A 25,562-nucleotide genomic window follows, 5' to 3' on the forward strand; every position below is an offset into this window, starting at 1 on the left:
TATCTTAAATATGGAAACATGGCAAGAGTTAAAAGTAACGGTTAAGCGTGAGGGAGAGGAGTTGGTTTCCAATCTCTTGATTGAGCTGGGAGCGCAAGGTGTTGCGATTGAAGACAGCATGGACTATGTGGGAAATGTTGACCGCTTTGGTGAGATTTTCCCAGAGGTCGAGCAGCAAGAAGAAATTGTAGTGACTGCCTACTACCCTGACACGGTTGATGTAGCAGTGGTTGAGGCGGACTTGCAGGCTCGCTTAGCAGAATTGACAGATTTTATGGATTTGGGAGAGGTCAAGATGGGGACAACTGCCTTGGCTGAGGAAGATTGGGCTGACAATTGGAAGAAATACTATGAACCCGCTCGTATCACTCATGACTTGACCATCGTGCCGTCTTGGACAGACTATGAGGCGACTGCGGGAGAAAAGATTATCAAGCTGGATCCAGGTATGGCGTTTGGTACTGGGACGCATCCAACAACTAAGATGAGCCTCTTTGCCTTGGAACAGATTCTTCGTGGTGGGGAAACAGTGCTAGATGTGGGGACTGGATCAGGCGTCCTCTCTATTGCTAGCTCGCTACTTGGTGCTAAGGAAATTTTCGCCTATGATCTAGATGATGTGGCAGTTCGTGTTGCTCAGGAAAATATTGAACTCAACCCTGGTATGGAAAATATCCATGTAGCTGCTGGAGACTTGCTCAAGGGTGTTGAGATTGAAGCAGATGTCATCGTGGCTAATATCTTGGCGGATATCCTTATTCATCTGACGGAGGATGCTTACCGCTTGGTCAAGGATGAAGGCTATCTCATCATGAGTGGGATTATCAAGGACAAGTGGGACATGGTGCGAGAGTCAGCTGAGTCAGCTGGATTTTTCCTCGAAACTCACATGGTTCAAGGGGAATGGAATGCCTGTGTCTTTAAGAAAACCAAGGATATTTCCGGTGTGATTGGAGGCTAGCATGCAACAGTATTTTGTCAAAGGCAGTGCAGTCTCTCCTGTCACTATCGAGGACAAGGAGACCAGCAAGCATATGTTTCAGGTCATGCGCCTGAAAGAAGATGATGAGGTTACCTTAGTCTTTGATGATGGGATTAAGCGATTGGCGCGCGTGCTGGATGTGGAAGCTCGTCAGTTTGAATTGGTAGAAGAACTAGATGACAATGTGGAACTGCCAGTCCAGGTGACCATCGCATCTGGCTTTCCCAAGGGGGACAAGCTGGAGTTCATCGCTCAAAAAGTAACCGAACTGGGTGCTAGCCAAATCTGGGCCTTTCCTGCCGACTGGTCGGTTGCCAAGTGGGATGGCAAGAAATTGGGCAAAAAGGTTGAAAAACTAGAAAAAATCGCCCTTGGAGCAGCAGAACAAAGCAAGCGTAATGTTGTTCCAAGTATCAAGCTTTTTGAGAAAAAAGCAGACTTTCTAGCCCAACTTGACCAACTTGACCAATTTGACCGTATCATAGTAGCCTATGAAGAGTCGGCCAAAGAAGGAGAAGCCGCTGCGCTCTTACAAGCGGTCACTGGTCTTGAAACAGGAGCTAAACTGCTCTTTATCTTTGGTCCAGAAGGTGGTCTGTCACCTGCAGAAATTGAGAGTTTCGAAGCTAAGGGATCAGTCTTAGCAGGACTTGGTCCTCGTATTTTGCGAGCAGAAACAGCACCACTTTACGCTTTATCAGCCCTTAGTGTTTTATTAGAATTAGAGAAATAAGAGGAAGAAAATGGAACAAAAACACCGTTCAGAATTTCCAGAGAAGGAACTTTGGGATTTAACAGCCCTATACCAAGACCGTGAGGATTTCTTGCGTGCAATCGAGAAAGCTCGCGAAGACATCAACCAGTTTAGCCGTGACTATAAGGGCAATCTTTATACTTTTGAGGATTTTGAAAAGGCCTTTGCGGAATTGGAGCAAATCTACATTCAGATGAGCCATATTGGAAACTATGGTTTTATGCCTCAGACGACAGATTATAGCAATGACGAATTTGCCAACATTGCCCAAGCTGGGATGGAATTTGAAACAGACGCCAGCGTAGCTCTGACCTTCTTTGACGATGCCTTGGTGGCATCTGATAAGGAAGTCTTGGACCGTTTGGGTAAATTGCCTCATTTGACGGCAGCTATTCGTCAGGCAAAAATCAAAAAAGCTCATTACCTAGGGGCTGATGTGGAGAAGGCATTGACCAATCTCGGTGAAGTTTTCTACAGTCCGCAGGATATTTATACTAAGATGCGTGCTGGGGACTTTGAAATGGCTGACTTTGAAGCTCATGGTAAAACCTACAAAAACAGCTTTGTCACCTATGAAAATTTCTACCAAAATCATGAGGATGCTGAGGTTCGTGAGAAATCCTTCCGTTCCTTCTCAGAAGGTCTTCGTAAGCACCAAAATACGGCTGCAGCGGCCTATCTAGCCCAAGTCAAGTCTGAAAAACTATTGGCAGATATGAAGGGATATGACTCCGTCTTTGACTATCTTTTAGCTGAGCAAGAAGTGGACCGTGCCATGTTTGATCGTCAGATTGACCTTATCATGAAGGATTTTGCGCCAGTTGCTCAGAGATACCTCAAGCATGTTGCCAAGGTAAATGGTCTTGAAAAGATGACCTTTGCAGATTGGAAATTGGACTTGGATAGCGCCCTCAATCCTGCAGTGACTATTGACGATGCCTATGACTTGGTCATGAAATCGGTAGAACCTTTGGGGCAAGAATATTGTCAGGAAGTTGCTCGCTATCAAGAAGAGCGCTGGGTGGACTTTGCTGCTAACAGTGGCAAGGATTCTGGCGGTTATGCGGCGGATCCATATCGCGTGCATCCTTATGTTCTCATGAGCTGGACAGGCCGTTTGAGCGATGTCTATACCTTGATTCATGAAATCGGGCATTCTGGTCAATTCATCTTTTCAGACAATCACCAAAGCTACTTTAATGCCCACATGTCGACCTACTATGTTGAAGCACCGTCAACCTTCAATGAATTACTCCTCAGTGACTACTTGGAGCACCAATCTGACGACCCACGTCAAAAACGCTTCGCTTTGGCTCACCGTTTGACAGATACATATTTCCATAATTTTATCACTCACCTATTAGAAGCAGCCTTCCAGCGCAAGGTTTATACACTGATTGAAGAAGGGGAGACCTTTGGAGCAAGCAAGCTCAACAGCATTATGAAGGAAGTTTTGACAGATTTTTGGGGCGATGCCATTGAAATCGACGACGATGCAGCTTTGACTTGGATGCGCCAAGCTCACTATTATATGGGCTTGTATAGTTACACCTACTCAGCTGGACTTGTGATTTCGACTGCAGGTTACCTTCATCTGAAACATTCAGAAACTGGAGCTGAAGATTGGCTCAATCTCCTCAAATCAGGTGGTAGCAAGACACCACTTGAGTCAGCTATGATTATCGGTGCTGATATTTCAACAGATAAACCACTCCGTGATACCATCCAATTCTTGTCTGACACAGTTGATCAGATCATCGCCTACAGTGCCCAGTTGGGAGAGTAAATTAAAAGAGTCTGGAACAAAAGTCTAACCTTAAATATAAAAAGCGAACAAAACGAGTTATCTGAAACTCAGAATTCTGTCTTGTTCGCTTTTTTTCTAATCTATCGATTTTAAAAATTTATAATAAAGAATTCCTAAAATCAGAATTTTTTGTCTCTGCCTCTTTAATTATCCCCAAAAGATATCTTCTTCAGCTTGATCTGAAGAGAAGAGCCAAACTTCTTTGATTTTTCCGTCTTCAATACGGAAGAGGTCAATCCCGTTCATATTGAGTTCAGTACCATCAGCCCGTGTTCCAAGAAAAGTAACATTAGCTGCGATTAAATCCTTATTGTCAGAAACCCAATTTGTTATCACCTTAAAGGTTCCATTAGTTTTCTCAGCAAATGTAGCCAGGTGAGTTCCTAGCTTGTCCTTACCAACAACTGAACCAGATATACTATGATTACCAGGTTGATGCCAGACAATATCGTCTGCCATAGTTTCAAAGACACCAGGAAAGTCACCAGCAATTAAAGCTTGGTTATAAGCATTGAAAATTTCTAAGTTTGTTGACATATATATTCTCCATTTCTTTTTTATGATATAATTGTAACAGTTACAAACAAAAAAACAAGTAGACACTTTTTTGATAGCTAGTATCAAAAGTGGTACTTTTATTGATACTAAAAGATAAATTTTTTTAAAAAAATAGAAAGAAGATATTTTATGACAAATAAAGTGAGTGAGTATGGTATTTGTCCATTTGCGACAACGCAGAGGGTTTTAACGGGGAAATGGGCACTGGTAATCATTTATCAGTTGAGTACGGGTACTAAACGATTTAAAGAATTGCAGAGATTATTGCCTGGGATTACTCAAACTATTTTGACCCGTCATCTCCGTCAATTAGAAAAGGATAAGATTGTTCAACGAAAGGTCTATGCCGAAGTTCCACCACGAGTTGAGTACAGCTTAACTGAAGTGGGGCAGGAATTCAGAGTTGTTTTAGATGCTGTCGAGAAATGGGGTCTAGATTATATCAAGTTGCTAGAAATGTAGAGGTATTGACCATGTATCAAGAGTTACTTAGAAAAATAGCAGAAGAAAAACCAAGTTATCATCAGGAGGAAATCCAGTATTTGCTTGATCATTTGGGAGATCCTTCTCCAGAAATTCGCGATGATCTTGTTTTTACAAGCTTTGCTAGAGGGATTCAGGAAGAGCTATTTACACAGGAACAATTTTATTTCATTGCTGAGGGGATTTCATCTGATGGAGGACTAGACAAAGAGATTGATAAGGTAGGCTTGTCAACACTTGAACGTTCTTTAGGGCGCTTATTTATGCAAATCTCTTGTCTGCGGATGCCAATCAGCAATCGATTTTTTATCAGGAATTAAATGCAGGAATTCGTAATGTCCTTTTAAATCAAGGTTTGTATTATCTTTCAAAAGAAAAGGATACAACGGGTTTTTCAAGTCAGTATGGTTGGGTTCATGCTTTTGCACATGGAGCCGATTTACTGACAGAGGTGGTTTGTCATCCAAACTTTCCTAAAAACAGAGTTCATGAAGTATTTGAGATACTTGGCCAACTATTTAAAAGAGTTTCGATTCGCTTTACAGATGATGAGGATTGGAGTTTAGCCAGAGTGCTTTATGAACCGATTTTACAAGGGAAGTTGGAGCAAGAGCAAGTGACTTCTTGGATAAAAGCTGTTGACTTTCTGATAGAAGAAAGGGAAGATTTTTATAAATTTTCCAACTTTAAGTCCTGTCTGTTGGAAGTCTATGTCCAACTTGACCAGAGAAATAGTTTACAAGATGACTTGAAAGAAGCTATCCAATCTTTTCAATACTAAGAAAAAGCGAGTCAGATTTTCAAAAAACTTTCCAATCAATTTTCTTGAAACCCTTTCCCTCTTTTGATAGACTAGTATCTAGTTTTTGAAAAAAGGAGAAAGAAAATGAAAAAATTTGTTGCTGAATTAATCGGTACTTTCATGCTTGTGTTCGTTGGGACAGGAGCTGTTGTTTTTGGAAATGGTGTTGAAGGTCTTGGTCACCTAGGAATCGCCTTTGCCTTCGGTTTGGCAATCGTAGTTGCAGCCTACTCAATCGGAACTGTTTCAGGTGCTCACTTGAACCCAGCTGTTTCTATCGCTATGTTTGTTAACAAACGTTTGTCATCTTCTGAGCTTGTAAACTACATCCTTGGACAAGTTGTTGGAGCTTTCATCGCTTCTGGCGCTGTCTTCTTCCTCTTGGCAAATTCAGGTATGTCAACTGCAAGTCTTGGTGAAAATGCCTTGGCAAACGGTGTAACTGTCTTTGGTGGTTTCTTGTTTGAAACAATCGCAACCTTCTTGTTTGTCTTGGTTATCATGACTGTAACATCAGCAAGCAAGGGCAATGGCGCGATCGCTGGTTTGGTAATTGGTTTGTCATTGATGGCTATGATCCTTGTTGGATTGAATATTACTGGACTTTCAGTTAACCCAGCTCGTAGCTTGGCACCAGCTGTCTTTGTAGGTGGTGCAGCCCTTCAACAAGTATGGATTTTCATCCTTGCCCCAATCGTTGGTGGTGTTCTTGCAGCACTTGTTGCTAAAAACTGTCTTGGAACAGAAGAATAATTGAAACTCAAAAAGCCTTGCTCCTCATCTTGAGGAACAGGGCTTTTTCGTATGATACTCTTCTAAAATTTCTTCAAACCACGTCAGCTTCACCTTGCCGTAGGTATGGTTACTGACTTCGTCAGTTTCATCTACAACCTCAAAACCATGTTTTGAGCTGACTTCGTCAGTCTTGTCTATAACCTCAAAGCAGTGCTTTGAGCAACCTGCGGCTAGCTTCCTAGTTTGCTATTTGATTTTCATTGAGTTTGAGTTTAACGGTTGTCAATTTTCTCTGGATAAAGGTCGTGTTGGAAGAGGCGTTGTTCTGCCAAGCCTTCATACTTAGTTCCTGGCTTACCGTAGTTGTAGTAGGGGTCAATTGAGATGCCACCGCGAGGGGTGAATTTTCCCCAGACTTCTAAATAGCGAGGATCTAGCAAGTTGACCAAGTCTTTCCCGATGGTGTTGATACAGTTTTCGTGGAAATCTCCGTGATTTCGGTAACTAAAGAGGTAGAGTTTGAGGGATTTTGACTCGACACAGAGCTTGTCAGGGATGTAGGAAATATAAATCGTCGCAAAGTCTGGTTGAGCAGTGATTGGGCAAAGTGAGGTAAATTCAGGGCAGTTAAATTTGATAAAATAGTCATTTTCCACATGACGATTGTCAAAGGATTCGAGGACTTCTGGTTGATATTCGAAAATGTAGTTGGTTTCTTTGTTGCCTAGCAGGCTTAGGTTTTTCATTTCTTCTTGATGTGACATGATTTTTTCTTTCTAATCTTAAACACCACGTTGATTATCGTAGAGGAGGGTATGGAGTTGAGGAAGGACGCGGACATTGCCCCAGCTATCGTCAGTAGCGATGCGTTCCCAAAGTTCTTTGAGTCGGTCTAGTTGGTCTTGGACAATATTACCTCTAGCCTTGGGCTCAGGGTTTCCAGCCGATAAGAAAAGGACATCTGGTTGGTAGCGCTCTTGAATCCCTTTGGCAAAGGCCAAATCAGCATCATCAAAGACAGGAATTTTAAAGGTGATCTTGTCTGGATCAAGTTGGGAAACGATAAAGTCCAGGGTCTCAAAGTTGACTTCCATCTTGGATGAAGGAGGTTTGGGACTCAGGGTGACTTGGTCGATGTCTTTCAACCAATTTTGCCAGCGGGAGCCTTGGGTCTCAACAGCTAGAGTGACACCACGTTCCTTGAGTTTAGTGACGAGCTCAGCCATGTTGGCTGCTAGGATAGCAGGATTTCCCCCAGACAGGGTGACATAGTCGTAGCTCCCCAATTTATCCAAGGCAGCAATGACCTCGTCAGCAGTCATACGAGTTGGCTTTTCAGAACCATCCCAAGTAAAGGCAGAATCGCACCAGTCGCAGTGGTAGTCGCAACCAGCAGTGCGGACAAACATGGTTTTCTGCCCGATTGCACGGCCTTCGCCTTGAAAGGTTGGGCCAAAAATTTCTAGAACTGGTAGTTTGAGGACACGTTCCCTAGTCATCTAACCACTCCCGTCTAAACTCCGCAAAGGCAGTCGGAGTCTCATAGAGGCGAACGTATTCCAAACGGAGACCACGTTCGTCTGGTAACTCTTGGTTCATGGTTTGGAAAATCCAGTAAACCATATTTTCAGCAGTCGTGTTCATATAAGGCAGAGTCTCATTGAGATAACGATGGTCCAAGTGGGGCTCTAAGTAGTTCTTGTAGATCGCTTTGATGTCTCCGAAATCGTAGGTCATGCCACGTTCATCTAAAAATCCACTGACAGCAATCTGCAGATGATAGGTGTGGCCGTGCAGGGACTTACATTTTCCCTCATAGTGAAAGAGGTGGTGGGCAGCATCGAAGGTAAATTCTTTTGATACCAAGGTTCTGTGAGGATTGTAGACCAGAGACTCTCCAGTCTCCTGTTTGATTTCTTTGGGTGCAAAAAACATTAGGCCTCTCCTTTCTGTGAGAGATAAACATCTAAACCATGTTGACGTAGGTGGCAGGCTGGGCAATCTCCACAGCCGCTCCCGATAATTCCGTTGTAGCAGGTTAAGGTCTTTTCACGAACATAGTCAAAAGCACCGAGTTGGTCGGCTAATTCCCAAGTTTCAGCCTTGTCCAGCCACATGAGAGGTGTTTGGATAACAAAGTCGTAATCCATGGCAAGATTGAGGGTAACATTAAGGGATTTGACAAAGACATCTCGACAATCGGGGTAGCCTGAGAAGTCTGTCTCGCAGACACCTGTCACGATATCTTTAATACCTCGTTGCTTAGCAAGAACTGCCGCAAAGGATAGAAAGAGGTGGTTGCGACCGTCAACAAAGGTATTGGGAACCTCTCCCTCTTTTTGCTCGATCTCCATATCAGAGGTCAGGGCATTTTCAGTTATTTGTCCCAGCAGAGACATATCTAGGATATGATGACGAATCCCCTGTTCCTTAGCGATTTCTCTAGCAACTTGAATTTCGAGATGATGGCGTTGGCCGTAGGCAAAGGTAACGGCTTCGACCGTTTCATAGTGTTCTTTAGCCCAAAAGAGGCAGGTTGTAGAATCTTGACCGCCACTAAAGACGACCAAGGCTGATTGACGTTTCATAGTACTCCTTCCAAAATGGGAAATGTTTAGAGCACGCAAAAAGCTCCCATGAGGGAGCTAAAAAATACCAAATCGAGGTTTTTTTTAGCGATGGCGTGTCCCAAACATCGTAATATTCTACCTATAGTCTAGCATATTTTTTGAAAAATGGCAAAGGGCAAGAAAAAAGAGACCAAAGCAAGTACTTGGTCTCTCGTGTGATTAGCTCAATTCAGCAACGATGGCCTTGATTTGTTCTGCTGTGTGAACACCAGCAACTTGTTTCACCACTTGGCCGTCTTTTTTGAAGAGAAGGGTTGGGATAGACATGATTCCAAAAGCACGAGCTGTGTTTGGATTTTCATCAACGTCCATTTTAACGATTTTCAAAACATCTTCTGAAAGTTCTTCAGACAATTTATCCAAGATTGGACCTTGCATACGACATGGACCACACCAAGTTGCCCAGAAGTCTACCAAGACCAAACCGTCTTTTGTTTCTTGTTCGAATGTTGCATCTGTAATTGCTTTTGCCATTGTATTTCTCCTTTTTTAGTTATATTGGCTTAAATCTTGCTTCATGAGATAGAAGAAGACATCTCCATAAGTCCCATGATAGTCCAAATCATGACCGTTGTAGGTTAATTTTTGGACAGGGTAGTAGTCTGCGACGCCGATAAGGCAAGCTTGTTGCGAACGATCAAAGTCGTCATAAGATTCGAAAGTTACAGTTCTTTCGTTCTTGCTGGCATCTAGATAGGTAATTTCAATCATTTTAAAAACTCCTTTGTTTAATGATGACTTTATTTTACTCCTTGTAAAAGAGAATGTCAAGAAAAATGATTGCGCACGCAACTTTTTTAAAAAATCATCTTAAATCAAGAAATCCAAACCAGTTTCCAAGCTTTCTTCGACAGCCTTTTGTAGAGTGGCCAGTGTCTTTTGCCCATCACTTGTCAGGCAGATAAAGCTAGAGCGTCTATCTTGATCACAACACCTGCGACTAAGTAGACCGCAATTTTTGGCTTCCAAGCGAGCCACCATCCGAGAAACAGCGCTCGGGCTCAGATGAAGTTTATCTGGCAGGTCAATCTGGCGTAGAGATTTTTCTTGAGCCAAGTCCAGATAGTAGAGCAGGTAGAACTCTTTCAAGGTCAGACTTTGCTCGCTCTGCTGGGCAATAGTCTCTTCCAAGAGACTTTCAATTTCTTTCTGACGCCGATTGAAGTCAAACCATTTTTCCAAATAGGTCATAGTATCTCCTTTCTTTTTAGAGTTGTAAATAGAAGAAAGTCCATTCACGGACAGTCTCTGTATCACAAGATGATTGCGCATGCAATAATTATACTACTTTTCAAAAGAGCTGGCAAGAAGGACGCAGGCATCTTTTATCCTAAATTACGCTGTTTTCACTAGTCTTTAATTGTCTGTATCCCCTTTCCTCTCTAATTTTTAATGACTCTTGTGTATTTCCTTGAAATTTTCTGAAAAAAGAGTAAACTGGTATGCAAGAAGTCTATTTCGTGGAGTTTAGGATGAAATTATATGTTCAATTAATGATTCTCTTTGTGATTTCTCTAATCGGAGAGGGAATTTCCAGTTTCTTTCATTTGCCTATCCCAGGCAGTATTATCGGCTTGATTATTCTCTTTCTAGCCCTACAATTCAAGTGGTTGAGAACCAGGCATGTTAACATGGTGGGGAATTTCTTGCTGGCCAATATGACCATTCTCTTTTTGCCGCCAGCAGTGGGAATCATGGAGAAGTTTGATGTGATTGCTCCCTATCTCTTGCCAATTGTCTTGATTGTCTTTTTTGCAGCAGTCATCAATATTATCCTCATAGCCTTGGTAGTTCAGTTCATCAAGAGACGGTTTGAGGGAGATTATGAGAAAGGAGATGCCAAATGAGTGAATTTGTTTCCAATCCCCTATTTGGGCTGGCCCTGTCTATCTTAGCCTATCTAGTGGGAATGCTGATTTACAGACGTTTTCCCCATCCATTGACAACGCCCTTGCTTTTGTCAGCTGTTTTCATTATCATCTTTCTAAAGGTGACGGGTATTTCTTACCAAGATTACTACCAAGGTGGGGTTTATCTGAACAACTTGATTGTCCCATCGACCGTGGCTCTAGGGATTCCGCTTTATAAGAGCTTTCACCTGATGAAGCACCATGCTCGGAGTATTCTTTTTGGAAGTCTGTTAGCGGTAGTTGTCAATACCTCTTTCACAGCCCTTGTAGCTAAGATTTTTGGAATGGACTTTTTCCTAGCCATTTCACTCTTTCCTAAGTCAGTGACAACCGCCATGGCGGTGGGAATCACAGAAAAATTGCAAGGTTTGACGACTGTGACCTTGGTGGTTGTAGTGGCGACTGGGATTTTAACCAGTGTCATCGGCCCAACACTTTTGAAGTGGTTGAAAATAGATGATCCAGTAGCTGTTGGTCTTTCTCTTGGAGGAACAGGCCACGCAGTTGGAACGGGAACAGCCTTCCGATACGGCTCTGTAGCAGGAGCTATGGGTGGTTTGGCTATCGGTGTTACCGGTATTCTCTATGTCTTTGTCAGCCCTATTGTAGCCAGTTTGATATTGAGTTAAAAAGCAAGGAATTTGGGTTCCTTGCTTTTTAAAATCGTATGTTATAGAATACTACTTTTCTTTGTTTAAGTGAATGACTTGGTCGTAGTGTTTTAAGTCTTCTTCTGTGTAGTGGTGAATGACTTCTATGACTGTCTGTGGTAGGGAGAAGAGCAAGTCGCTAATTTTTCTGCTATTTTCCGAGTCAAGATTGGCCTTAATCTCATCTGCTAAGATGAGTTGGCTATCATGGTAGAGGGCGCGAGCGATTTCGAGGCGTTGTTTCTCGCCACCAGACAGACTATCATTGCTGAGTGTTCGATTTTTCAAATGTTCTAATCCTGTTTTTTTGAGGATGTAAGTTAAGTGTTCCTCCTTTTTATCCAGTCCTAGAAGGATATTGTCTTCCAGAGATAGCGTGTCAAAGTAATGGCTATCTTGGAGGATATAGGAACTAAAGCTTGTGATTTCTTGACGTGACAGGTTTTGACCAGCAAAGCTAATCTGTCCACTTGTTGGTGTCTCTTCTCCATGAATGATATTGAGCAGGGTTGTCTTACCAGAGCCACTTTCCCCGATAATGGCAATTTTTTCTCCTTGCTTGATGTGCATGGAAATCGGAGACAAGAGGATATTCCCATCTTTTTCTAGGGAGATGCTCTTAAGCTGGATAGGGAAAATGTTTTCTATGCTTCTAGGCGAGATGAAGTCAGACTGGCCTAAAAGTTTTTGGTATTTATTGAGAAGAGTTCGATTCGCTTTTCGGGTGTTGGTAAAGTAAGCCAACTCTTGGAATTGATAGCCGATATTATGAGAAACCAGATAGATGGCCACAAAACTCGCCGCATCTAAATAATTATAGTAGGTCATAAAGCCACCGATGACGATTGGTGTGACAGAACAAAAGGCATCGATGCTATTGATAAAAAGACTGTTTAAAGTTCGTTGTTTTTCATAGTTGATTTCGGTATCTAGACTGGTTTGTAATTGCTTTTGGTAGCGAGCAAAAAAGTAGTCTTGCCCTTGATAATGGCGAATTTGTTGGCTACCGCCAATAAAATTTGTCAAGCTTGCTAAGTAGCTCTGGTTAACAGTGGACCGCTTTTCAGAAAGTGAGTCCAAACGCTTTGATCCGATAGCACTGCAGAGTACAGGAAAGGAGTAGAAGAGGATGAAAATCAAACCCAGGTAAAAATTGGTCCACAGGGCATAGAGAATGGACACAGTGGTAAAACCCAGAGAAGAAATGATGATAACCGTTGGTTCGATATAGCTTTCTTCTAGTTGTTTGACGTCGTTTTCTAGGTCAGACAAAATATCCTTTTCATCAATCTCATAACTGTTTAAAAATCGCTTGAAAATAGCACTCTTGATTCCATATTTGAAATCAGTAATCAAACGGGCGTAGTGATAGCGTTTTCCAGCCAAACCTAGTAAGAGGATGAGATTACCAAGGATTCCTAAAATCAAAACTTTCCAAAGAAGACCTAGTTCTTGATTGGTAAAACTGGCAACAATATTCTGAACAAGGGCTGGCGTGATAATTGCTTCCAGCCAAGTAATGGCAATAGAAAAGAAGTAAAGTACAAGGTGCTTCTTGGTAACAAATCTTCTCAGCATAAAGAGTTGCCCTCCTTATCGATATACATGTAATTAGTTTTAAAGTCATTATACTCCTTTTTATTAAATACTTCATATAAAAATGTAAGTCCTGAGAACGAAAAAAGCCTAGCGAGTGATTTCCGCTAGACTTTAAAACTTATTGCAAATTAACCTTATTTCTCAAAATATAGTAGGTTCCGAGGTAAAAGATAGCTATGAAAATGAGTTCTTCAACAATGGCTATACCTGCTCCCATATAGAAATTGTCATTAAGTCCCACAAGTGAATTGACATAGAAATTAGAACTAAGATTGAAGGAAAGTTCAATAAATCCAATGACGATTTGGATACCAATGTAGGCTGCAACAGCGAGTGCTGTACGGTATTCATTGAAAAGCTGTCCAATGGAAATAGCCAGGTAGATGCAGAGGATTCCTGAAATGGTATTTAGTAGGAAGGATATACCTGTAAGAAAGATCTGAGGGAGATGTGTTTCTATAAACGGAATCAAGTCAGAAGTTGCAAACCAATCTGGAGCCGTTAGAGTCAGAACAATAAAAGCACTGATTACTAGTATAGCAGTACTGACAATAGACCAGATAAAGGCCCCGACTAGTTTAGCTGTGATGATATAGTGCTCAGACACTGGCAAGGTCAAAGTCAGATAGCCTTGGCGGTCATAGACACTTCCTTTGAAGCGTTTAATGATTAAGAAAATGGTTGAAATCCCCAGTGTAATCATCAAACCACCAAAGACAGTAGCTAGAAAAATGAGTAGGACAGGTTTGCTTTCTTTGACAGGCAGATTGTTATAGGTCTGTGCTTGTATCCCGATAAGGGCGGAAAGGGCTAGCACGGCAACGTAGAGGGCTAAATACCACTTGTTAACATTTTTAAATTCGTAGCGAACTAAATTCCAAAACATAATAATCTCCTTTGCTTAGGCCTTAAATTCCTGACGGAAGAGTTGGTCAATGGATTCTCCTGACTCATAGCGAATATCATCTACATTTCCTTGACGGACGACTTTTCCATCTTTGAGGAAGACAATTTCATCTAAGATTGGCTCGATATCAGAAATTAAGTGGGTAGAAATCAAAACGGTAGAAGTTGGGGAGTAGTTGTTGATAATGGTATTGAGGATATACTCACGGGCTGCTGGATCCACCCCACCAATAGGTTCGTCTAGAACGTAGAGACGAGCATCACGGCTCATAACCAAAATCAGTTGTACCTTTTCCTTGTTCCCTTTTGATAATTTCTTGAGACGACTATTTTCATCAATTCCTAGGTCTGCAAGTAGATGATGGGCGCGTTCAAGATTGAAATCTTTATAGAAGGTCTTGAAGTAGGTTAGGGCTTCTTTGACCTTCATTTGTTCATTGAGATAGGTCGTATCAGGCAAATAAGCCACGATGGCCTTGGTTGCTGGGCTTGGGTCCATATCGTTGATAAGGACACGTCCTTGATCTGGTTGTAAGAGGCCATTGATTAGTTTAATCAGCGTTGTTTTCCCTGAGCCGTTTGGCCCAAGGAGACCGACAATTTTTCCAGCTGGAATGTCAAGGGAAACATTTTCAAGGGCTGGGGTTGCTCCATATGATTTGGATACATTTTCAAATGCTAGTAATGACATAGGCTTAAACTCCTTTAATATAATCGCCGACTACGCCTGGTAGTTCTTCTTTTTCATAGCCAAAATGGGTCATAGAGGAAACGAAGTGTTCCAATTCTTCTTCCGATAATTGTTTGCGTGATTGGGCGATTAGCTCCTTATCCTCTGTCACAAATCGTCCAGTTGTTCGCTTGCTGTAGACAAATCCTTCTCGTTCGAGGTCTGACAAGGCTCTTTGGATGGTGTTTGGATTGACACCCGCCTCGCTAGCTAACTCTCTTACGGTTGGAAGTTGTTGATTGGGTTCCAGTGTATGGGAAACAATCTGAAGCTTGATTTTCTCCATAATCTGTAAATAGATGGGTTTTTTGTTGTCAAATGTCCAGGACATCTTGGTCTCCTTTCTTTTATCCTTTTGTCTTAATTAAATAATACAACAAAACAAAAAACTTGTCAAGCAAAAAGAAGAATTGTTTTGGGAATCGTTTAAAAAATGGTATAATGAAAAGAAAACGATAAGGAGGGAAAGGATGCGTTGTCCAAAATGTGGGGCTACCAAGTCAAGTGTTATCGATAGTCGCCAAGCAGAAGAAGGGAACACTATTCGTAGAAGACGTGAGTGCGATGAATGCCAGCACCGTTTTACAACCTACGAACGAGTAGAAGAAAGAACCTTAGTGGTTGTTAAAAAAGATGGCACACGGGAACAATTCTCCAGAGATAAAATCTTTAATGGGATTATCCGCTCAGCCCAGAAACGTCCTGTGTCAAGTGATGAAATCAACATGGTAGTCAATCGTATCGAACAGAAACTCCGTGGTCGAAATGAAAATGAAATTCAAAGTGAGGACATTGGTTCACTCGTCATGGAGGAGTTGGCTGAGTTAGATGAGATTACCTATGTACGTTTTGCCAGTGTCTATCGTAGTTTTAAGGATGTCAGTGAGTTAGAGAGCTTGCTCCAACAAATCACCCAGTCCTCTAAAAAGAAAAAGGAAAGATAAATGAAGCCAATTGACCGTTTTTCTTATCTAAAGAATAATCGGGTGTCGCAAGATACCTCATCTCTGGTACAGTGCTACCTCCCGATTATCGGTCAGGAGGCACTGAGCCTTTATCTTTATACAATCAGTTTTTGGGACAATGGCAGAAAAGAATACCTTTTTTCAAGTATTCTCAATCATCTCAACTTTGGGATGGATAGACTGATAAAATCCTTGAAAATCCTATCTGCTTTCAATCTCTTGACCCTCTATCAAAAGGGGGAGGTTTATCAGCTAGCCCTCCATGCTCCTCTGTCTAGTCAGGACTTCTTGGAACATTCTGTTTATCGCAGACTTTTGGAGAAAAAGATTGGCGATGCAGCTGTGGAGGATTTGAAAGTTGAGAGTGCTGATGGTGAAGAAATAACTGTCTCACTCAATCAAGTCTTTCCAGATTTGGCAGAACTGGGAAGTCAAGAAGACCTTGGTCTCAAGAAGAAAGTGGCCAACGATTTTGACTTGGACCATTTTCGTCAGCTTATGGCTCGAGATGGGCTTCGCTTTGCGGATGAGCAGTCCGATGTCTTAAACCTCTTTGCCATCGCCGAGGAGAAGAAATGGACTTGGTTTGAAACTTATCAATTGGCCAAGTCAACAGCTGTTTCCCAGGTTATTTCAACCAAACGCATGCGGGAAAAAATAGCTCAAAAACCGATTTCCTCTGACTTTAGTCCTAAGGAAGCAACCATTATCAAAGAAGCCAAAAGTAAAACGGCCTTGCAGTTCTTGTCAGAAATCAAGCAAACACGCAAGGGGACCATTACCCAAACAGAAAGAGAGCTCTTGCAACAGATGGCTGGCTTGGGCTTGCTGGACGAAGTCATCAATATCATTCTCTTATTGACCTTTAATAAGGTGGATTCGGCAAACATCAACGAGAAATATGCCATGAAGGTAGCCAATGACTATGCCTATCAAAAGATTCATTCGGCAGAAGAGGCAGTCTTACGAATCCGTGAGCGAGGGCAGAAGAATCAGGCTCAAAAGGCTAGTAAACCCAGTCCTGCCAAGTCCAATGTACCCAAGTGGAGCAATCCAGATTATAAGAATGAAACCAGCGAGGAAACTCGTCTGGAACTAGAACGTAAGAAACAAGAACTATTAGCTCGATTAGAAAAAGGAGGAGATTAGATGGAAAGTGTCGGAGACGTACTCAAACGTCAGCCTAGCCGTTTTCATTATCAAGATTTGGTCCAGAAAATCATGAAGGACCCTGATGTTGCGGCCTTTATCCAGCAAGAATCCTTGACTCCAGAGGAATTAAATCGCAGTATCTCCAAGTTTAATCAATATATCACCGAGCGTGACAAATTTCTCCGTGGTGATACGGATTATATTGCCAAAGGCTACAAGCCGATTTTGGTTATGAATCATGGTTATGCGGATGTTTCTTACGAAGAAACTCCTGAACTAATCGCGGCGGAAAAAGAAGCGGCTATTAAGAACCGTCTCAAGTTAATCAATCTGCCAGCCAGTCTCAAGCAAGCTAGTTTGGCTCAAGTAGACTTGGATGATTTGGGTCGCTTGCCAGTTTTTGAAAAGCTATTAGCCTTCGTGGAACAATATCCAACTATTCGAAAAGGTCTTTACTTATATGGAGACTTTGGTGTGGGTAAAAGTTTCATGGTGGCTGCCTTAGCCCATGATTTATCAGAAAAACGTGGTGTTTCATCAACTCTCCTCCACTATCCTAGCTTTGTCATAGATGTCAAAAATGCTATCGGTGATGGCAATGTCAAGACCTTGGTGGATGAGATTAAGCTTTCTGAAGTCCTGATTTTAGATGATATTGGTGCCGAGCAATCAACAGCTTGGGTGCGGGATGAAATCCTACAAGTCATTCTCCAATATCGGATGCAGGAAAATTTACCGACCTTTTTCACCTCCAACTTCAACTTTGAAGAATTGGAGCAGCATTTCGCTAAAGGGAAACATGGAAATGACGAAACCTGGGAAGCCAGACGCGTCATGGAACGCATCCGTTATTTGGCTGAGGAGACTCGTTTAGAAGGAGTAAACCGTCGATGACAGAAACGATTAAACTGATGAAAGCTCATAAGTCTGTTCGAAGATTTAAAGAGCAAGCCCTCCCTCAGGAAGACTTGACTGAAATCCTGACAGCAGCCCAAATGGCCTCGTCTTGGAAGAATTTCCAATCCTACTCTGTGATTGTGGTACGAAGTCAAGAGAAGAAAGATGCCTTGTATGAATTGGTGCCTCAAGAAGCCATTCGCCAGTCAGCTGTTTTTCTTCTCTTTGTCGGGGACTTGAACCGAGCAGAAAAGGGAGCACGACTCCATACCGATACATTCCAACCCCAAGGTGTGGAAGGTCTCTTGATTAGTTCGGTCGATGCAGCTCTTGCTGGTCAAAATGCCCTGCTGGCTGCTGAAAGTTTGGGCTACGGTGGTGTCATCATTGGATTGGTGCGTTACAAGTCAGAAGAAGTGGCAGAGCTTTTTAACCTGCCTGACTACACCTATCCTGTCTTTGGGATGGCACTAGGTGTGCCAAATGAGGAACATGAAGTCAAACCTCGCTTGCCATTGCATCAAGTGGTATTTGAGGAAGAATATGAGGAGCAAACAGTTGATGTGATTGAGGCTTATGACCGTGTACAGGCAGACTATGCTGGGGCGCGTGCGACAACAAGCTGGAGTCAGCGCCTAGCAGAACAGTTTGGACAAGCTGAACCAAGCTCAACTAGAAAAAATCTTGAACAGAAGAAGTTATTGTAGAAAGTGAGAAATTATGGCCCTACCAACTATTGCCATTGTAGGACGTCCCAATGTTGGGAAATCAACCCTATTTAATCGGATCGCTGGTGAGCGAATCTCCATTGTAGAAGATGTCGAAGGAGTGACACGTGACCGTATCTATGCAACGGGTGAGTGGCTCAATCGTTCGTTTAGCATGATTGATACAGGAGGAATCGATGATGTCGATGCTCCTTTCATGGAACAAATCAAGCACCAGGCAGAAATTGCCATGGACGAAGCAGATGTTATCGTCTTTGTCGTGTCTGGTAAGGAAGGAATTACCGATGCGGACGAATACGTAGCCCGTAAGCTTTATAAGACCCACAAACCAGTTATCCTCGCAGTGAACAAGGTGGACAACCCTGAGATGCGAAATGATATCTATGATTTCTATGCCCTCGGTTTGGGTGAACCACTGCCTATCTCATCTGTCCATGGGATTGGTACAGGGGATGTGCTAGACGCTATTGTAGAAAATCTTCCAAATGAATATGAAGAAGAAAATCCGGATGTCATTAAGTTTAGCCTGATTGGTCGTCCTAACGTCGGAAAATCAAGCTTGATTAACGCTATTTTGGGAGAAGACCGTGTCATTGCCAGTCCAGTTGCTGGAACAACTCGTGACGCCATTGATACCCACTTTACAGATACAGATGGTCAAGAGTTTACCATGATTGATACAGCTGGTATGCGTAAGTCTGGTAAGGTTTATGAAAATACCGAGAAATACTCTGTCATGCGCGCTATGCGAGCTATTGATCGTTCAGATGTGGTCTTGATGGTCATCAATGCGGAAGAGGGTATTCGTGAATACGATAAGCGTATCGCAGGATTTGCTCATGAAGCTGGTAAAGGGATGATTATCGTGGTCAACAAGTGGGATACACTTGAAAAAGACAACCACACTATGAAAAACTGGGAAGAAGATATCCGTGAGCAGTTCCAATACCTGCCTTACGCACCAATTATCTTTGTATCCGCTTTGACCAAGCAACGTCTCCACAAACTTCCTGAGATGATTAAGCAAATCAGTGAAAGTCAAAACACACGTATTCCATCAGCTGTCTTGAACGATGTGATTATGGATGCTATTGCCATCAACCCAACACCGACAGACAAAGGAAAACGTCTCAAGATTTTCTATGCTACCCAAGTGGCAACCAAACCACCAACCTTTGTTATCTTTGTCAACGAAGAAGAACTGATGCACTTTTCTTACCTGCGTTTCTTGGAAAATCAAATCCGCAAGGCCTTTGTATTTGAAGGAACACCAATCCATCTCATCGCAAGAAAACGTAAATAAAAAAGTAGAATCTGGAATGACATTTCCAGATTTTTTTGATAGAATGAAGTTGGAGAAAACGCTATCAAAAAGAGGGGCTGGTGATGAAACATTTGTTTAAATTGTTAATCTTATTACCCTGGTTTTACTTTTTCAGCTGGATTGAAAAGGCCAATAGAGATAGTAAATTTTTCCCAATTTTTTACTATTTTTACTGGATTTACATCACCCTCTATGCTCTTTTTAGCCTTGCTTGGACAGTTTTTTCAGTCCTGTTTTTCAATATCCTATTGAGAAATGTGGCAGACATCAAGTCTTGGGGGATTTGGCTATTATTACTACTCATTGCTTTTTCCAGTTCTTGGTTAACCTATATCTTTTTCAAAAAAATGCTTCGCTTGAGACGAGAACTAGGAAAGTCTAAAGGTGGAAGGCATTGATTTATATTGGTAATAACATTTAATAGAACGAAACTAAAGAAAACAATTTTAAAGAGGAGGTGTCGATGATGAAACTGTCGTTTAATTGGTTTCATTTAATACTCTTATTTCCTTGTTTATGTTTTTTCTATTGGATAGACAATGCTGACAGAAACAGTAAAATTTTCCCCATCTTATACTATTTTTACTGGATTTATATTTCCCTTTTAGCTCTGTTTAGCATGGATATGACAATTTTTTCATTCTTATTTTTCCCTTTTGTTCTAGATTATGTATCAGATGCTAGTGATTGGGGTGTTTGGTTGCTTCTGATAGTCTTATCTCTAGGCAGTGACTGGTTAGACTATATCTTTTTCAAAAACATGTTTCGCTTGAGACGGGAACTTGGACAATCTAAAGGCGAAAGGCATTGATTTATATCGGTTTTTATTTATAGGAGGTAGCTTATGGCACGTCTAAAATCATTTATTACACGCTATTCTAAGGTCTATATTGGTTTAGTTCTGTTGATCTGGATTGCTTTCTTCTTTGTTCCTTGGGATAAACCAGTTCTGGGAATATCTATCAATCTCTTAATCATGCAGAAAGTTTTACTAGTTTTTGGAATTCTGTCGATTTTGATGGCCTTGCTGTCCAAGAAAGTCAGTCTCTTTGTTTTTGGATTGATCTGCTGTTTTTCTCTTTGGATAAATCTATTTATCCTATTTGCGATTTTGCCGATTTTTGTTGGCAATTAAAGCATCATAAAAGTCAGAGAGGTTAGCTTGGAAACTAGCCTCTTTTTCCTTTTCAAAATGGGGATTCTTCCTTGAAAATAATCAGTAATTGTGCTAAAATTAAAAGAACATTCTAAAATATTCGGAATTTAAAGTAAGGAAAAACATGGCTAATATTTTAAAAACAATTATCGAAAATGATAAAGGAGAAATCCGTCGTCTGGAAAAGATGGCCGACAAGGTTTTCAAATACGAAGATCAAATGGCTGCTTTGACAGATGACCAACTAAAAGCAAAAACAGTTGAATTTAAAGAACGTTATCAAAATGGAGAATCACTGGATTCGTTGCTTTATGAAGCATTTGCGGTTGTCCGTGAAGGTGCTAAACGTGTCCTAGGTCTCTTCCCATATAAGGTTCAGGTCATGGGGGGAATCGTTCTTCACCATGGTGACGTGCCAGAGATGCGTACAGGGGAAGGAAAAACCTTGACTGCGACCATGCCGGTATACCTCAATGCCCTTTCAGGTAAAGGGGTTCACGTAGTTACGGTCAATGAATACCTATCAGAACGTGACGCGACTGAGATGGGTGAATTGTATTCTTGGCTTGGCTTGTCAGTAGGGATTAACTTGGCTGCCAAATCTCCAATGGAGAAAAAAGAAGCCTATGAGTGTGATATTACTTACTCAACCAACTCAGAAATCGGATTTGACTACCTTCGTGATAACATGGTCGTTCGCGCTGAAAACATGGTACAACGTCCGCTTAACTATGCCTTGGTCGATGAGGTTGACTCAATCTTGATTGATGAGGCGCGTACACCTTTGATCGTATCAGGTGCTAATGCGGTTGAAACTAGTCAGCTCTACCACATGGCAGACCACTATGTGAAATCTTTGGACAAAGACGACTACATCATCGATGTGCAGTCTAAGACTATTGGTTTGTCTGATTCAGGGATTGATAAGGCTGAAAGCTACTTCAAACTTGAAAACCTCTATGACATCGAAAACGTAGCTCTGACTCACTTTATTGATAACGCCCTTCGTGCCAACTACATCATGCTTCTCGATATTGACTATGTGGTGAGCGAAGAGCAAGAAATCTTGATTGTCGATCAATTTACAGGTCGTACCATGGAAGGTCGTCGTTATTCTGATGGATTGCACCAAGCTATTGAAGCTAAAGAAGGTGTGCCAATCCAGGATGAGACCAAGACATCTGCCTCAATCACTTACCAAAACCTTTTCCGTATGTACAAGAAATTGTCTGGTATGACGGGTACAGGTAAGACTGAGGAAGAAGAATTCCGTGAAATTTACAACATTCGTGTTATTCCAATCCCAACCAACCGTCCTGTTCAACGTATTGACCACTCAGACCTTCTTTATGCAAGTATCGAGGCTAAGTTTAAGGCGGTTGTCGAAGATGTTAAGGCTCGTTACCAAAAAGGTCAGCCTGTCTTGGTTGGTACAGTAGCGGTTGAAACCAGTGATTACATATCTAAGAAATTGGTCGCAGCTGGCGTTCCTCACGAAGTTTTGAATGCTAAGAACCACTATAAAGAAGCTCAAATTATCATGAATGCTGGTCAACGTGGTGCCGTTACTATCGCAACCAACATGGCCGGTCGTGGTACTGACATCAAGCTTGGTGAAGGGGTTCGCGAATTGGGTGGACTTTGTGTTATTGGTACAGAACGTCATGAAAGCCGTCGTATCGATAACCAGCTTCGTGGACGTTCAGGTCGTCAAGGAGACCCAGGTGAGTCACAATTCTACCTATCTCTTGAAGATGACTTGATGAAACGTTTTGGTTCTGAACGCTTGAAGGGAATCTTTGAACGCTTGAACATGTCTGAAGAGGCCATTGAATCTCGTATGTTGACGCGTCAGGTTGAAGCAGCTCAAAAACGTGTCGAAGGAAATAACTACGATACCCGTAAACAAGTCCTTCAATACGATGACGTCATGCGTGAACAACGTGAGATTATCTACGCTCAACGTTACGACGTTATCACTGCAGATCGTGACTTGGCACCTGAAATTCAGTCTATGATTAAACGCACGATTGGTCGTGTCGTTGATGGTCATGCGCGTGCCAAACAAGATGAAAAACTAGAGGCAATTTTGAACTTTGCTAAGTACAACTTGCTTCCAGAAGATTCTATTACGATGGAAGATTTGTCAGGCTTGTCTGATAAGGCCATTAAGGAAGAACTCTTCCAACGTGCCTTGCAGGTTTACGATAGTCAGGTTTCAAAACTACGCGATGAAGAAGCAGTTAAAGAATTCCAAAAAGTCTTGATTCTACGAGTGGTGGATAACAAGTGGACAGATCATATCGATGCCCTCGATCAATTGCGTAACGCGGTTGGACTTCGTGGCTATGCTCAGAACAACCCTGTTGTTGAGTATCAGGCGGAAGGTTTCCGTATGTTTAATGATATGATTGGTTCGATTGAGTTTGATGTGACACGCTTGATGATGAAAGCACAAATTCATGAACAAGAAAGACCACAAGCAGAACACCATATCAGTACAACAGCGACCCGCAATATCGCTGCACACCAAGCAAATATACCAGAAGATTTGGATTTGAGTCAGATTGGACGGAATGAACTTTGCCCATGTGGTTCTGGTAAGAAGTTTAAAAACTGTCACGGTAAAAGACAATAAAATGAGATAGTTTAGAGGCGGATACCTTGTGAAAAGTAAATTTTTACTTGGTATCCGTTTGATTTATAAGGAGATGAGTTATGGTATTTACAGCAAAAAGTCCTAAAATTAATATTGAAGAAGTTCGTGCTTTATCAAAATTAGAAGGCCAAGCTTTAGAGAGAAAATCTCAGCGCGATCAAGAGCTAGAAGCCATTATACGTGGAGAAGACCAGCGGATTCTCTTGGTAATAGGGCCATGCTCATCTGACAATGAAGAAGCTGTTCTTGAATACGCTAAGCGTTTGGCAGCTTTGCAAGAAGAAGTGGCAAACCGTATCTTTATGGTTATGCGTGTTTACACTGCCAAACCCCGTACCAACGGAGATGGCTATAAGGGCTTGATTCACCAGCCTAACACAGCAGAAGCCCCTAGTCTTATCAACGGAATCAAAGCAGTTCGCCATCTTCACTATCGTGTCATCACGGAAACAGGTATGACGACTGCTGATGAAATGCTTTATCCTGAAAATCTTCCGCTTGTGGATGATTTGATTTCTTACATGGCAGTTGGTGCTCGTTCAGTTGAAGACCAGCAACACCGCTTTGTGGCAAGCGGGGCAGATTTTGCGACTGGTTTTAAAAATCCAACTTCTGGAAATCTCAATGTTATGTTTAATGGGATTTATGCTGCTCAAAACAAACAAAGTTTCCTTTTCCTAGGAAAAGAAGTGGAAACAACTGGGAACCCGCTTTCGCATGCCATTCTTCGTGGAGCAATTAATGAGTATGGTAAGAATATTCCTAACTACTACTATGATAATTTGATGGATACCATTGCCCAATATGAGAAAATGGGCTTGGAAAATCCTTTTATCATTGTAGATACCAATCATGACAACTCTGGTAAGCAATATATGGACCAGATTCGAATTGTCCGTCAGACCTTGATTAATCGTGATTGGAATGAAAAAATCAAGCAGTACGTTCGTGGCTTTATGATTGAGTCTTATCTAGAAGACGGCCGTCAAAATGAACCAGAAGTATTTGGCAAGTCTATCACGGACCCTTGCCTAGGCTGGGAGAATACGGAAGTCCTCGTCAGAGAAATCTACCAAACGTTAGGAGAATAAGATGGCATTTATTGAAAAAGGTCAAGAAATCGATATTGAAGCAATCAAGGCAGAAACTCAATTGTCTGTGGAAGCCTTGCGATTAAAGGATCGTCGTGATAGAGAATTGGCAGACATTATTTCAGGAGAAGATGACCGTATCCTTTTGGTAATTGGTCCTTGCTCTTCTGATAATGAAGAGGCTGTCTTGGAATATGCCCGCCGTTTATCTGCCTTGCAGAAGAAGGTGGCGGACAAGATTTTCATGGTTATGCGTGTTTATACAGCTAAACCTCGCACCAACGGAGACGGCTATAAAGGCTTGGTTCACCAACCAGATACCTCTAAGGCTCCAAGCCTGATTAACGGCTTGCAGGCTGTGCGCCAGTTGCACTACCGCGTGATTACAGAGACTGGTTTGACAACGGCAGATGAGATGCTTTATCCGTCAAATCTGGTCTTGGTGGATGATTTGGTCAGCTACCATGCTGTAGGAGCTCGTTCTGTGGAAGACCAAGAGCACCGCTTTGTGGCTTCAGGGATTGATGCCCCAGTCGGTATGAAAAATCCAACCTCTGGAAATCTGGGTGTCATGTTTAATGGCATCTATGCCGCTCAGAACAAACAGACCTTCCTCTTCCATGGTCAAGAAGTTGAGACTTCAGGAAATCCCTTGGCCCACGTCATCCTTCGTGGCGCAGTTAATGAATATGGGAAAAATGAGCCTAACTTTTACTATGAAACTTTGCTAAATGCCATTGAACGTTATGAGACAATGGGGCTTGAAAATCCCTTTATCCTCATCGATACCAACCATGATAACTCAGGCAAGCAATATATGGAACAGATTCGAATTGTTCGCCAGACCTTGCAAAATCGTGATTGGAACGAGAAAATCAAAAAGACGGTTCGAGGCTTTATGATTGAATCTTACCTAGCAGATGGTCGTCAAAACCAACCAGAGGTCTTTGGTTGCTCTATTACCGACCCTTGCTTAGGTTTGGAAAATACAGAGGCTTTGGTAGAAGAAATCTATGCTACCTTGACAAAATAAGTAAAAAGGAT

General features: G+C 42.0%; 30 protein-coding genes and 1 pseudogene. 19 read left to right on the forward strand and 12 right to left on the reverse strand.

Features of this window, described 5'->3' with window-relative positions:
• Positions 1 to 10: 10 nt before the first annotated feature.
• Genes prmA through pepF form a run of 3 tightly spaced genes read left to right on the forward strand, consistent with a single transcriptional unit; the run spans position 11 to position 3,522 of the window.
• The gene (gene prmA / locus CYK18_RS07885) at positions 11 to 961 is read left to right on the forward strand and encodes a 50S ribosomal protein L11 methyltransferase (RefSeq protein ID WP_101786069.1); all 951 of its coding nucleotides are present in this window, start codon (positions 11 to 13) and stop codon (positions 959 to 961) included.
• A gap of 1 nt (position 962) precedes the next feature.
• Positions 963 to 1,715: a 16S rRNA (uracil(1498)-N(3))-methyltransferase gene (locus CYK18_RS07890; RefSeq protein WP_049551724.1), complete on the forward strand. Its 753-nt coding sequence runs from the start codon at positions 963 to 965 to the stop codon at positions 1,713 to 1,715.
• Positions 1,716 to 1,725: 10 nt separating this feature from the next.
• A complete protein-coding gene (pepF, locus tag CYK18_RS07895) occupies positions 1,726 to 3,522 on the forward strand; it encodes an oligoendopeptidase F (RefSeq protein ID WP_049551723.1) in 1,797 nt (598 codons plus the stop codon).
• 168 nt (positions 3,523 to 3,690) lie between these two features.
• Here pepF and CYK18_RS07900 read toward each other — a convergent pair whose 3' ends face one another.
• Positions 3,691 to 4,080, reverse strand: a complete 390-nt coding sequence (locus tag CYK18_RS07900) for a nuclear transport factor 2 family protein (RefSeq protein ID WP_101786018.1) — start codon at positions 4,078 to 4,080, stop codon at positions 3,691 to 3,693.
• A 150-nt stretch (positions 4,081 to 4,230) separates the two neighbouring features.
• Here CYK18_RS07900 and CYK18_RS07905 point away from each other — a divergent pair, with 150 nt between their 5' ends.
• The 3 genes and pseudogenes from CYK18_RS07905 to CYK18_RS07915 all read left to right on the forward strand — a co-directional run bounded on the left by CYK18_RS07905 (position 4,231) and on the right by CYK18_RS07915 (position 6,139).
• Complete coding sequence (locus CYK18_RS07905) at positions 4,231 to 4,563, forward strand: winged helix-turn-helix transcriptional regulator (protein ID WP_033676499.1); 333 nt, start codon at positions 4,231 to 4,233, stop codon at positions 4,561 to 4,563.
• Positions 4,564 to 4,574: 11 nt separating this feature from the next.
• Positions 4,575 to 5,365, forward strand: a pseudogene (locus CYK18_RS07910) (DUF2785 domain-containing protein).
• A gap of 105 nt (positions 5,366 to 5,470) precedes the next feature.
• The gene (locus CYK18_RS07915) at positions 5,471 to 6,139 is read left to right on the forward strand and encodes an MIP/aquaporin family protein (RefSeq protein WP_101786020.1); all 669 of its coding nucleotides are present in this window, start codon (positions 5,471 to 5,473) and stop codon (positions 6,137 to 6,139) included.
• A 254-nt stretch (positions 6,140 to 6,393) separates the two neighbouring features.
• Here CYK18_RS07915 and queF read toward each other — a convergent pair whose 3' ends face one another.
• The 7 genes from queF to CYK18_RS07945 form a co-directional block, all read right to left on the reverse strand.
• Positions 6,394 to 6,885, reverse strand: coding sequence for a preQ(1) synthase (queF, locus tag CYK18_RS10840; protein WP_180948032.1), 492 nt, complete (start codon positions 6,883 to 6,885; stop codon positions 6,394 to 6,396).
• Between the two features lie 18 nt (positions 6,886 to 6,903).
• Complete coding sequence (queE, locus tag CYK18_RS10845) at positions 6,904 to 7,620, reverse strand: 7-carboxy-7-deazaguanine synthase QueE (protein WP_180948033.1); 717 nt, start codon at positions 7,618 to 7,620, stop codon at positions 6,904 to 6,906.
• Positions 7,613 to 8,056, reverse strand: a complete 444-nt coding sequence (gene queD, locus CYK18_RS07925) for a 6-carboxytetrahydropterin synthase QueD (protein ID WP_000464573.1) — start codon at positions 8,054 to 8,056, stop codon at positions 7,613 to 7,615. The genes queE and queD overlap by 8 nt, the downstream gene beginning before the upstream one ends.
• Positions 8,056 to 8,709: a 7-cyano-7-deazaguanine synthase QueC gene (gene queC, locus CYK18_RS07930; RefSeq protein WP_023937251.1), complete on the reverse strand. Its 654-nt coding sequence runs from the start codon at positions 8,707 to 8,709 to the stop codon at positions 8,056 to 8,058. The genes queD and queC overlap by 1 nt, the downstream gene beginning before the upstream one ends.
• A 201-nt stretch (positions 8,710 to 8,910) precedes the next feature.
• Positions 8,911 to 9,225 carry a thioredoxin gene (gene trxA, locus CYK18_RS07935; protein WP_001029581.1) on the reverse strand — a complete coding sequence of 105 codons (315 nt, stop codon included), beginning with the start codon at positions 9,223 to 9,225 and terminating at the stop codon, positions 8,911 to 8,913.
• Between the two features lie 15 nt (positions 9,226 to 9,240).
• A complete protein-coding gene (locus CYK18_RS07940; protein WP_000570251.1) occupies positions 9,241 to 9,462 on the reverse strand; it encodes a DUF4649 family protein in 222 nt (73 codons plus the stop codon).
• Positions 9,463 to 9,561: 99 nt separating this feature from the next.
• Positions 9,562 to 9,942: a MarR family winged helix-turn-helix transcriptional regulator gene (locus CYK18_RS07945; protein WP_000221634.1), complete on the reverse strand. Its 381-nt coding sequence runs from the start codon at positions 9,940 to 9,942 to the stop codon at positions 9,562 to 9,564.
• A 281-nt stretch (positions 9,943 to 10,223) separates the two neighbouring features.
• On the opposite strand from CYK18_RS07945, the gene CYK18_RS07950 reads away from it, so the two are divergent.
• Together CYK18_RS07950 and CYK18_RS07955 are read left to right on the forward strand one after the other, a co-directional pair.
• Positions 10,224 to 10,598 carry a CidA/LrgA family protein gene (locus CYK18_RS07950; RefSeq protein ID WP_000781325.1) on the forward strand — a complete coding sequence of 125 codons (375 nt, stop codon included), beginning with the start codon at positions 10,224 to 10,226 and terminating at the stop codon, positions 10,596 to 10,598.
• Positions 10,595 to 11,290, forward strand: a complete 696-nt coding sequence (locus tag CYK18_RS07955; RefSeq protein WP_001288952.1) for an LrgB family protein — start codon at positions 10,595 to 10,597, stop codon at positions 11,288 to 11,290. Before CYK18_RS07950 ends, CYK18_RS07955 begins: the two co-directional genes overlap by 4 nt.
• A gap of 51 nt (positions 11,291 to 11,341) precedes the next feature.
• Here CYK18_RS07955 and gggC read toward each other — a convergent pair whose 3' ends face one another.
• The 4 genes from gggC to CYK18_RS07975 all read right to left on the reverse strand — a co-directional run bounded on the left by gggC (position 11,342) and on the right by CYK18_RS07975 (position 14,877).
• Positions 11,342 to 12,889 carry a streptosactin export ABC transporter GggC gene (gggC, locus tag CYK18_RS07960; protein WP_101782334.1) on the reverse strand — a complete coding sequence of 516 codons (1,548 nt, stop codon included), beginning with the start codon at positions 12,887 to 12,889 and terminating at the stop codon, positions 11,342 to 11,344.
• Between the two features lie 139 nt (positions 12,890 to 13,028).
• The gene (locus tag CYK18_RS07965; protein ID WP_101782333.1) at positions 13,029 to 13,796 is read right to left on the reverse strand and encodes a hypothetical protein; all 768 of its coding nucleotides are present in this window, start codon (positions 13,794 to 13,796) and stop codon (positions 13,029 to 13,031) included.
• 15 nt (positions 13,797 to 13,811) lie between these two features.
• The gene (locus CYK18_RS07970; protein ID WP_000054197.1) at positions 13,812 to 14,507 is read right to left on the reverse strand and encodes an ABC transporter ATP-binding protein; all 696 of its coding nucleotides are present in this window, start codon (positions 14,505 to 14,507) and stop codon (positions 13,812 to 13,814) included.
• A gap of 4 nt (positions 14,508 to 14,511) precedes the next feature.
• A complete protein-coding gene (locus tag CYK18_RS07975; RefSeq protein ID WP_000119149.1) occupies positions 14,512 to 14,877 on the reverse strand; it encodes a GntR family transcriptional regulator in 366 nt (121 codons plus the stop codon).
• A 139-nt stretch (positions 14,878 to 15,016) separates the two neighbouring features.
• Here CYK18_RS07975 and nrdR point away from each other — a divergent pair, with 139 nt between their 5' ends.
• The 11 genes from nrdR (at position 15,017) to CYK18_RS08030 (ending at position 25,551) form a co-directional block, all read left to right on the forward strand.
• Positions 15,017 to 15,490, forward strand: a complete 474-nt coding sequence (gene nrdR / locus CYK18_RS07980) for a transcriptional regulator NrdR (RefSeq protein WP_001203672.1) — start codon at positions 15,017 to 15,019, stop codon at positions 15,488 to 15,490.
• Positions 15,491 to 16,660 carry a DnaD domain protein gene (locus tag CYK18_RS07985; protein ID WP_101786022.1) on the forward strand — a complete coding sequence of 390 codons (1,170 nt, stop codon included), beginning with the start codon at positions 15,491 to 15,493 and terminating at the stop codon, positions 16,658 to 16,660. It abuts the gene before it with no gap.
• Positions 16,661 to 17,557 carry a primosomal protein DnaI gene (dnaI, locus tag CYK18_RS07990; RefSeq protein WP_101786024.1) on the forward strand — a complete coding sequence of 299 codons (897 nt, stop codon included), beginning with the start codon at positions 16,661 to 16,663 and terminating at the stop codon, positions 17,555 to 17,557.
• Positions 17,554 to 18,267 carry an NADPH-dependent oxidoreductase gene (locus tag CYK18_RS07995; protein WP_101786026.1) on the forward strand — a complete coding sequence of 238 codons (714 nt, stop codon included), beginning with the start codon at positions 17,554 to 17,556 and terminating at the stop codon, positions 18,265 to 18,267. Before dnaI ends, CYK18_RS07995 begins: the two co-directional genes overlap by 4 nt.
• 13 nt (positions 18,268 to 18,280) lie before the next feature.
• On the forward strand, positions 18,281 to 19,591 hold the full coding sequence (der, locus tag CYK18_RS08000) for a ribosome biogenesis GTPase Der (RefSeq protein WP_101786028.1): 1,311 nt from the start codon (positions 18,281 to 18,283) through the stop codon (positions 19,589 to 19,591).
• An 83-nt stretch (positions 19,592 to 19,674) separates the two neighbouring features.
• Positions 19,675 to 20,010, forward strand: coding sequence for a hypothetical protein (locus CYK18_RS08005; protein WP_101786030.1), 336 nt, complete (start codon positions 19,675 to 19,677; stop codon positions 20,008 to 20,010).
• Positions 20,011 to 20,075: 65 nt separating this feature from the next.
• Positions 20,076 to 20,423, forward strand: coding sequence for a hypothetical protein (locus tag CYK18_RS11135; RefSeq protein ID WP_101786032.1), 348 nt, complete (start codon positions 20,076 to 20,078; stop codon positions 20,421 to 20,423).
• Between the two features lie 33 nt (positions 20,424 to 20,456).
• Entirely contained in the window at positions 20,457 to 20,747 is a 291-nt protein-coding gene (locus CYK18_RS08015) for a hypothetical protein (RefSeq protein ID WP_180948034.1), read from the forward strand.
• Positions 20,748 to 20,892: 145 nt separating this feature from the next.
• Entirely contained in the window at positions 20,893 to 23,406 is a 2,514-nt protein-coding gene (gene secA / locus CYK18_RS08020; RefSeq protein ID WP_101786034.1) for a preprotein translocase subunit SecA, read from the forward strand.
• Positions 23,407 to 23,486: 80 nt separating this feature from the next.
• Positions 23,487 to 24,518 (forward strand): 3-deoxy-7-phosphoheptulonate synthase, encoded by a 1,032-nt coding sequence (locus tag CYK18_RS08025; RefSeq protein WP_101786036.1) that lies wholly within the window; start codon positions 23,487 to 23,489, stop codon positions 24,516 to 24,518.
• Between the two features lies 1 nt (position 24,519).
• Positions 24,520 to 25,551, forward strand: a complete 1,032-nt coding sequence (locus CYK18_RS08030) for a 3-deoxy-7-phosphoheptulonate synthase (protein ID WP_101786038.1) — start codon at positions 24,520 to 24,522, stop codon at positions 25,549 to 25,551.
• The last annotated feature ends 11 nt before the right edge of the window (positions 25,552 to 25,562 follow it).

Source organism: Streptococcus mitis, from assembly GCF_002860865.1.
GTDB classification, from domain to species: domain Bacteria; phylum Bacillota; class Bacilli; order Lactobacillales; family Streptococcaceae; genus Streptococcus; species Streptococcus mitis_AT.

Bases quoted from the DNA above. Each gene is read 5' to 3' on its own strand.
- prmA (WP_101786069.1), top strand. From the start codon at position 11: ATGGAAACATGGCAAGAGTTAAAAGTAACGGTTAAGCGTGAGGGAGAG.
- CYK18_RS07890 (WP_049551724.1), top strand. From the start codon at position 963: ATGCAACAGTATTTTGTCAAAGGCAGTGCAGTCTCTCCTGTCACTATC.
- pepF (WP_049551723.1), top strand. From the start codon at position 1,726: ATGGAACAAAAACACCGTTCAGAATTTCCAGAGAAGGAACTTTGGGAT.
- CYK18_RS07900 (WP_101786018.1), bottom strand. From the start codon at position 4,080: ATGTCAACAAACTTAGAAATTTTCAATGCTTATAACCAAGCTTTAATT.
- CYK18_RS07905 (WP_033676499.1), top strand. From the start codon at position 4,231: ATGACAAATAAAGTGAGTGAGTATGGTATTTGTCCATTTGCGACAACG.
- CYK18_RS07915 (WP_101786020.1), top strand. From the start codon at position 5,471: ATGAAAAAATTTGTTGCTGAATTAATCGGTACTTTCATGCTTGTGTTC.
- queF (WP_180948032.1), bottom strand. From the start codon at position 6,885: ATGTCACATCAAGAAGAAATGAAAAACCTAAGCCTGCTAGGCAACAAA.
- queE (WP_180948033.1), bottom strand. From the start codon at position 7,620: ATGACTAGGGAACGTGTCCTCAAACTACCAGTTCTAGAAATTTTTGGC.
- queD (WP_000464573.1), bottom strand. From the start codon at position 8,056: ATGTTTTTTGCACCCAAAGAAATCAAACAGGAGACTGGAGAGTCTCTG.
- queC (WP_023937251.1), bottom strand. From the start codon at position 8,709: ATGAAACGTCAATCAGCCTTGGTCGTCTTTAGTGGCGGTCAAGATTCT.
- trxA (WP_001029581.1), bottom strand. From the start codon at position 9,225: ATGGCAAAAGCAATTACAGATGCAACATTCGAACAAGAAACAAAAGAC.
- CYK18_RS07940 (WP_000570251.1), bottom strand. From the start codon at position 9,462: ATGATTGAAATTACCTATCTAGATGCCAGCAAGAACGAAAGAACTGTA.
- CYK18_RS07945 (WP_000221634.1), bottom strand. From the start codon at position 9,942: ATGACCTATTTGGAAAAATGGTTTGACTTCAATCGGCGTCAGAAAGAA.
- CYK18_RS07950 (WP_000781325.1), top strand. From the start codon at position 10,224: ATGAAATTATATGTTCAATTAATGATTCTCTTTGTGATTTCTCTAATC.
- CYK18_RS07955 (WP_001288952.1), top strand. From the start codon at position 10,595: ATGAGTGAATTTGTTTCCAATCCCCTATTTGGGCTGGCCCTGTCTATC.
- gggC (WP_101782334.1), bottom strand. From the start codon at position 12,889: ATGCTGAGAAGATTTGTTACCAAGAAGCACCTTGTACTTTACTTCTTT.
- CYK18_RS07965 (WP_101782333.1), bottom strand. From the start codon at position 13,796: ATGTTTTGGAATTTAGTTCGCTACGAATTTAAAAATGTTAACAAGTGG.
- CYK18_RS07970 (WP_000054197.1), bottom strand. From the start codon at position 14,507: ATGTCATTACTAGCATTTGAAAATGTATCCAAATCATATGGAGCAACC.
- CYK18_RS07975 (WP_000119149.1), bottom strand. From the start codon at position 14,877: ATGTCCTGGACATTTGACAACAAAAAACCCATCTATTTACAGATTATG.
- nrdR (WP_001203672.1), top strand. From the start codon at position 15,017: ATGCGTTGTCCAAAATGTGGGGCTACCAAGTCAAGTGTTATCGATAGT.
- CYK18_RS07985 (WP_101786022.1), top strand. From the start codon at position 15,491: ATGAAGCCAATTGACCGTTTTTCTTATCTAAAGAATAATCGGGTGTCG.
- dnaI (WP_101786024.1), top strand. From the start codon at position 16,661: ATGGAAAGTGTCGGAGACGTACTCAAACGTCAGCCTAGCCGTTTTCAT.
- CYK18_RS07995 (WP_101786026.1), top strand. From the start codon at position 17,554: ATGACAGAAACGATTAAACTGATGAAAGCTCATAAGTCTGTTCGAAGA.
- der (WP_101786028.1), top strand. From the start codon at position 18,281: ATGGCCCTACCAACTATTGCCATTGTAGGACGTCCCAATGTTGGGAAA.
- CYK18_RS08005 (WP_101786030.1), top strand. From the start codon at position 19,675: ATGAAACATTTGTTTAAATTGTTAATCTTATTACCCTGGTTTTACTTT.
- CYK18_RS11135 (WP_101786032.1), top strand. From the start codon at position 20,076: ATGATGAAACTGTCGTTTAATTGGTTTCATTTAATACTCTTATTTCCT.
- CYK18_RS08015 (WP_180948034.1), top strand. From the start codon at position 20,457: ATGGCACGTCTAAAATCATTTATTACACGCTATTCTAAGGTCTATATT.
- secA (WP_101786034.1), top strand. From the start codon at position 20,893: ATGGCTAATATTTTAAAAACAATTATCGAAAATGATAAAGGAGAAATC.
- CYK18_RS08025 (WP_101786036.1), top strand. From the start codon at position 23,487: ATGGTATTTACAGCAAAAAGTCCTAAAATTAATATTGAAGAAGTTCGT.
- CYK18_RS08030 (WP_101786038.1), top strand. From the start codon at position 24,520: ATGGCATTTATTGAAAAAGGTCAAGAAATCGATATTGAAGCAATCAAG.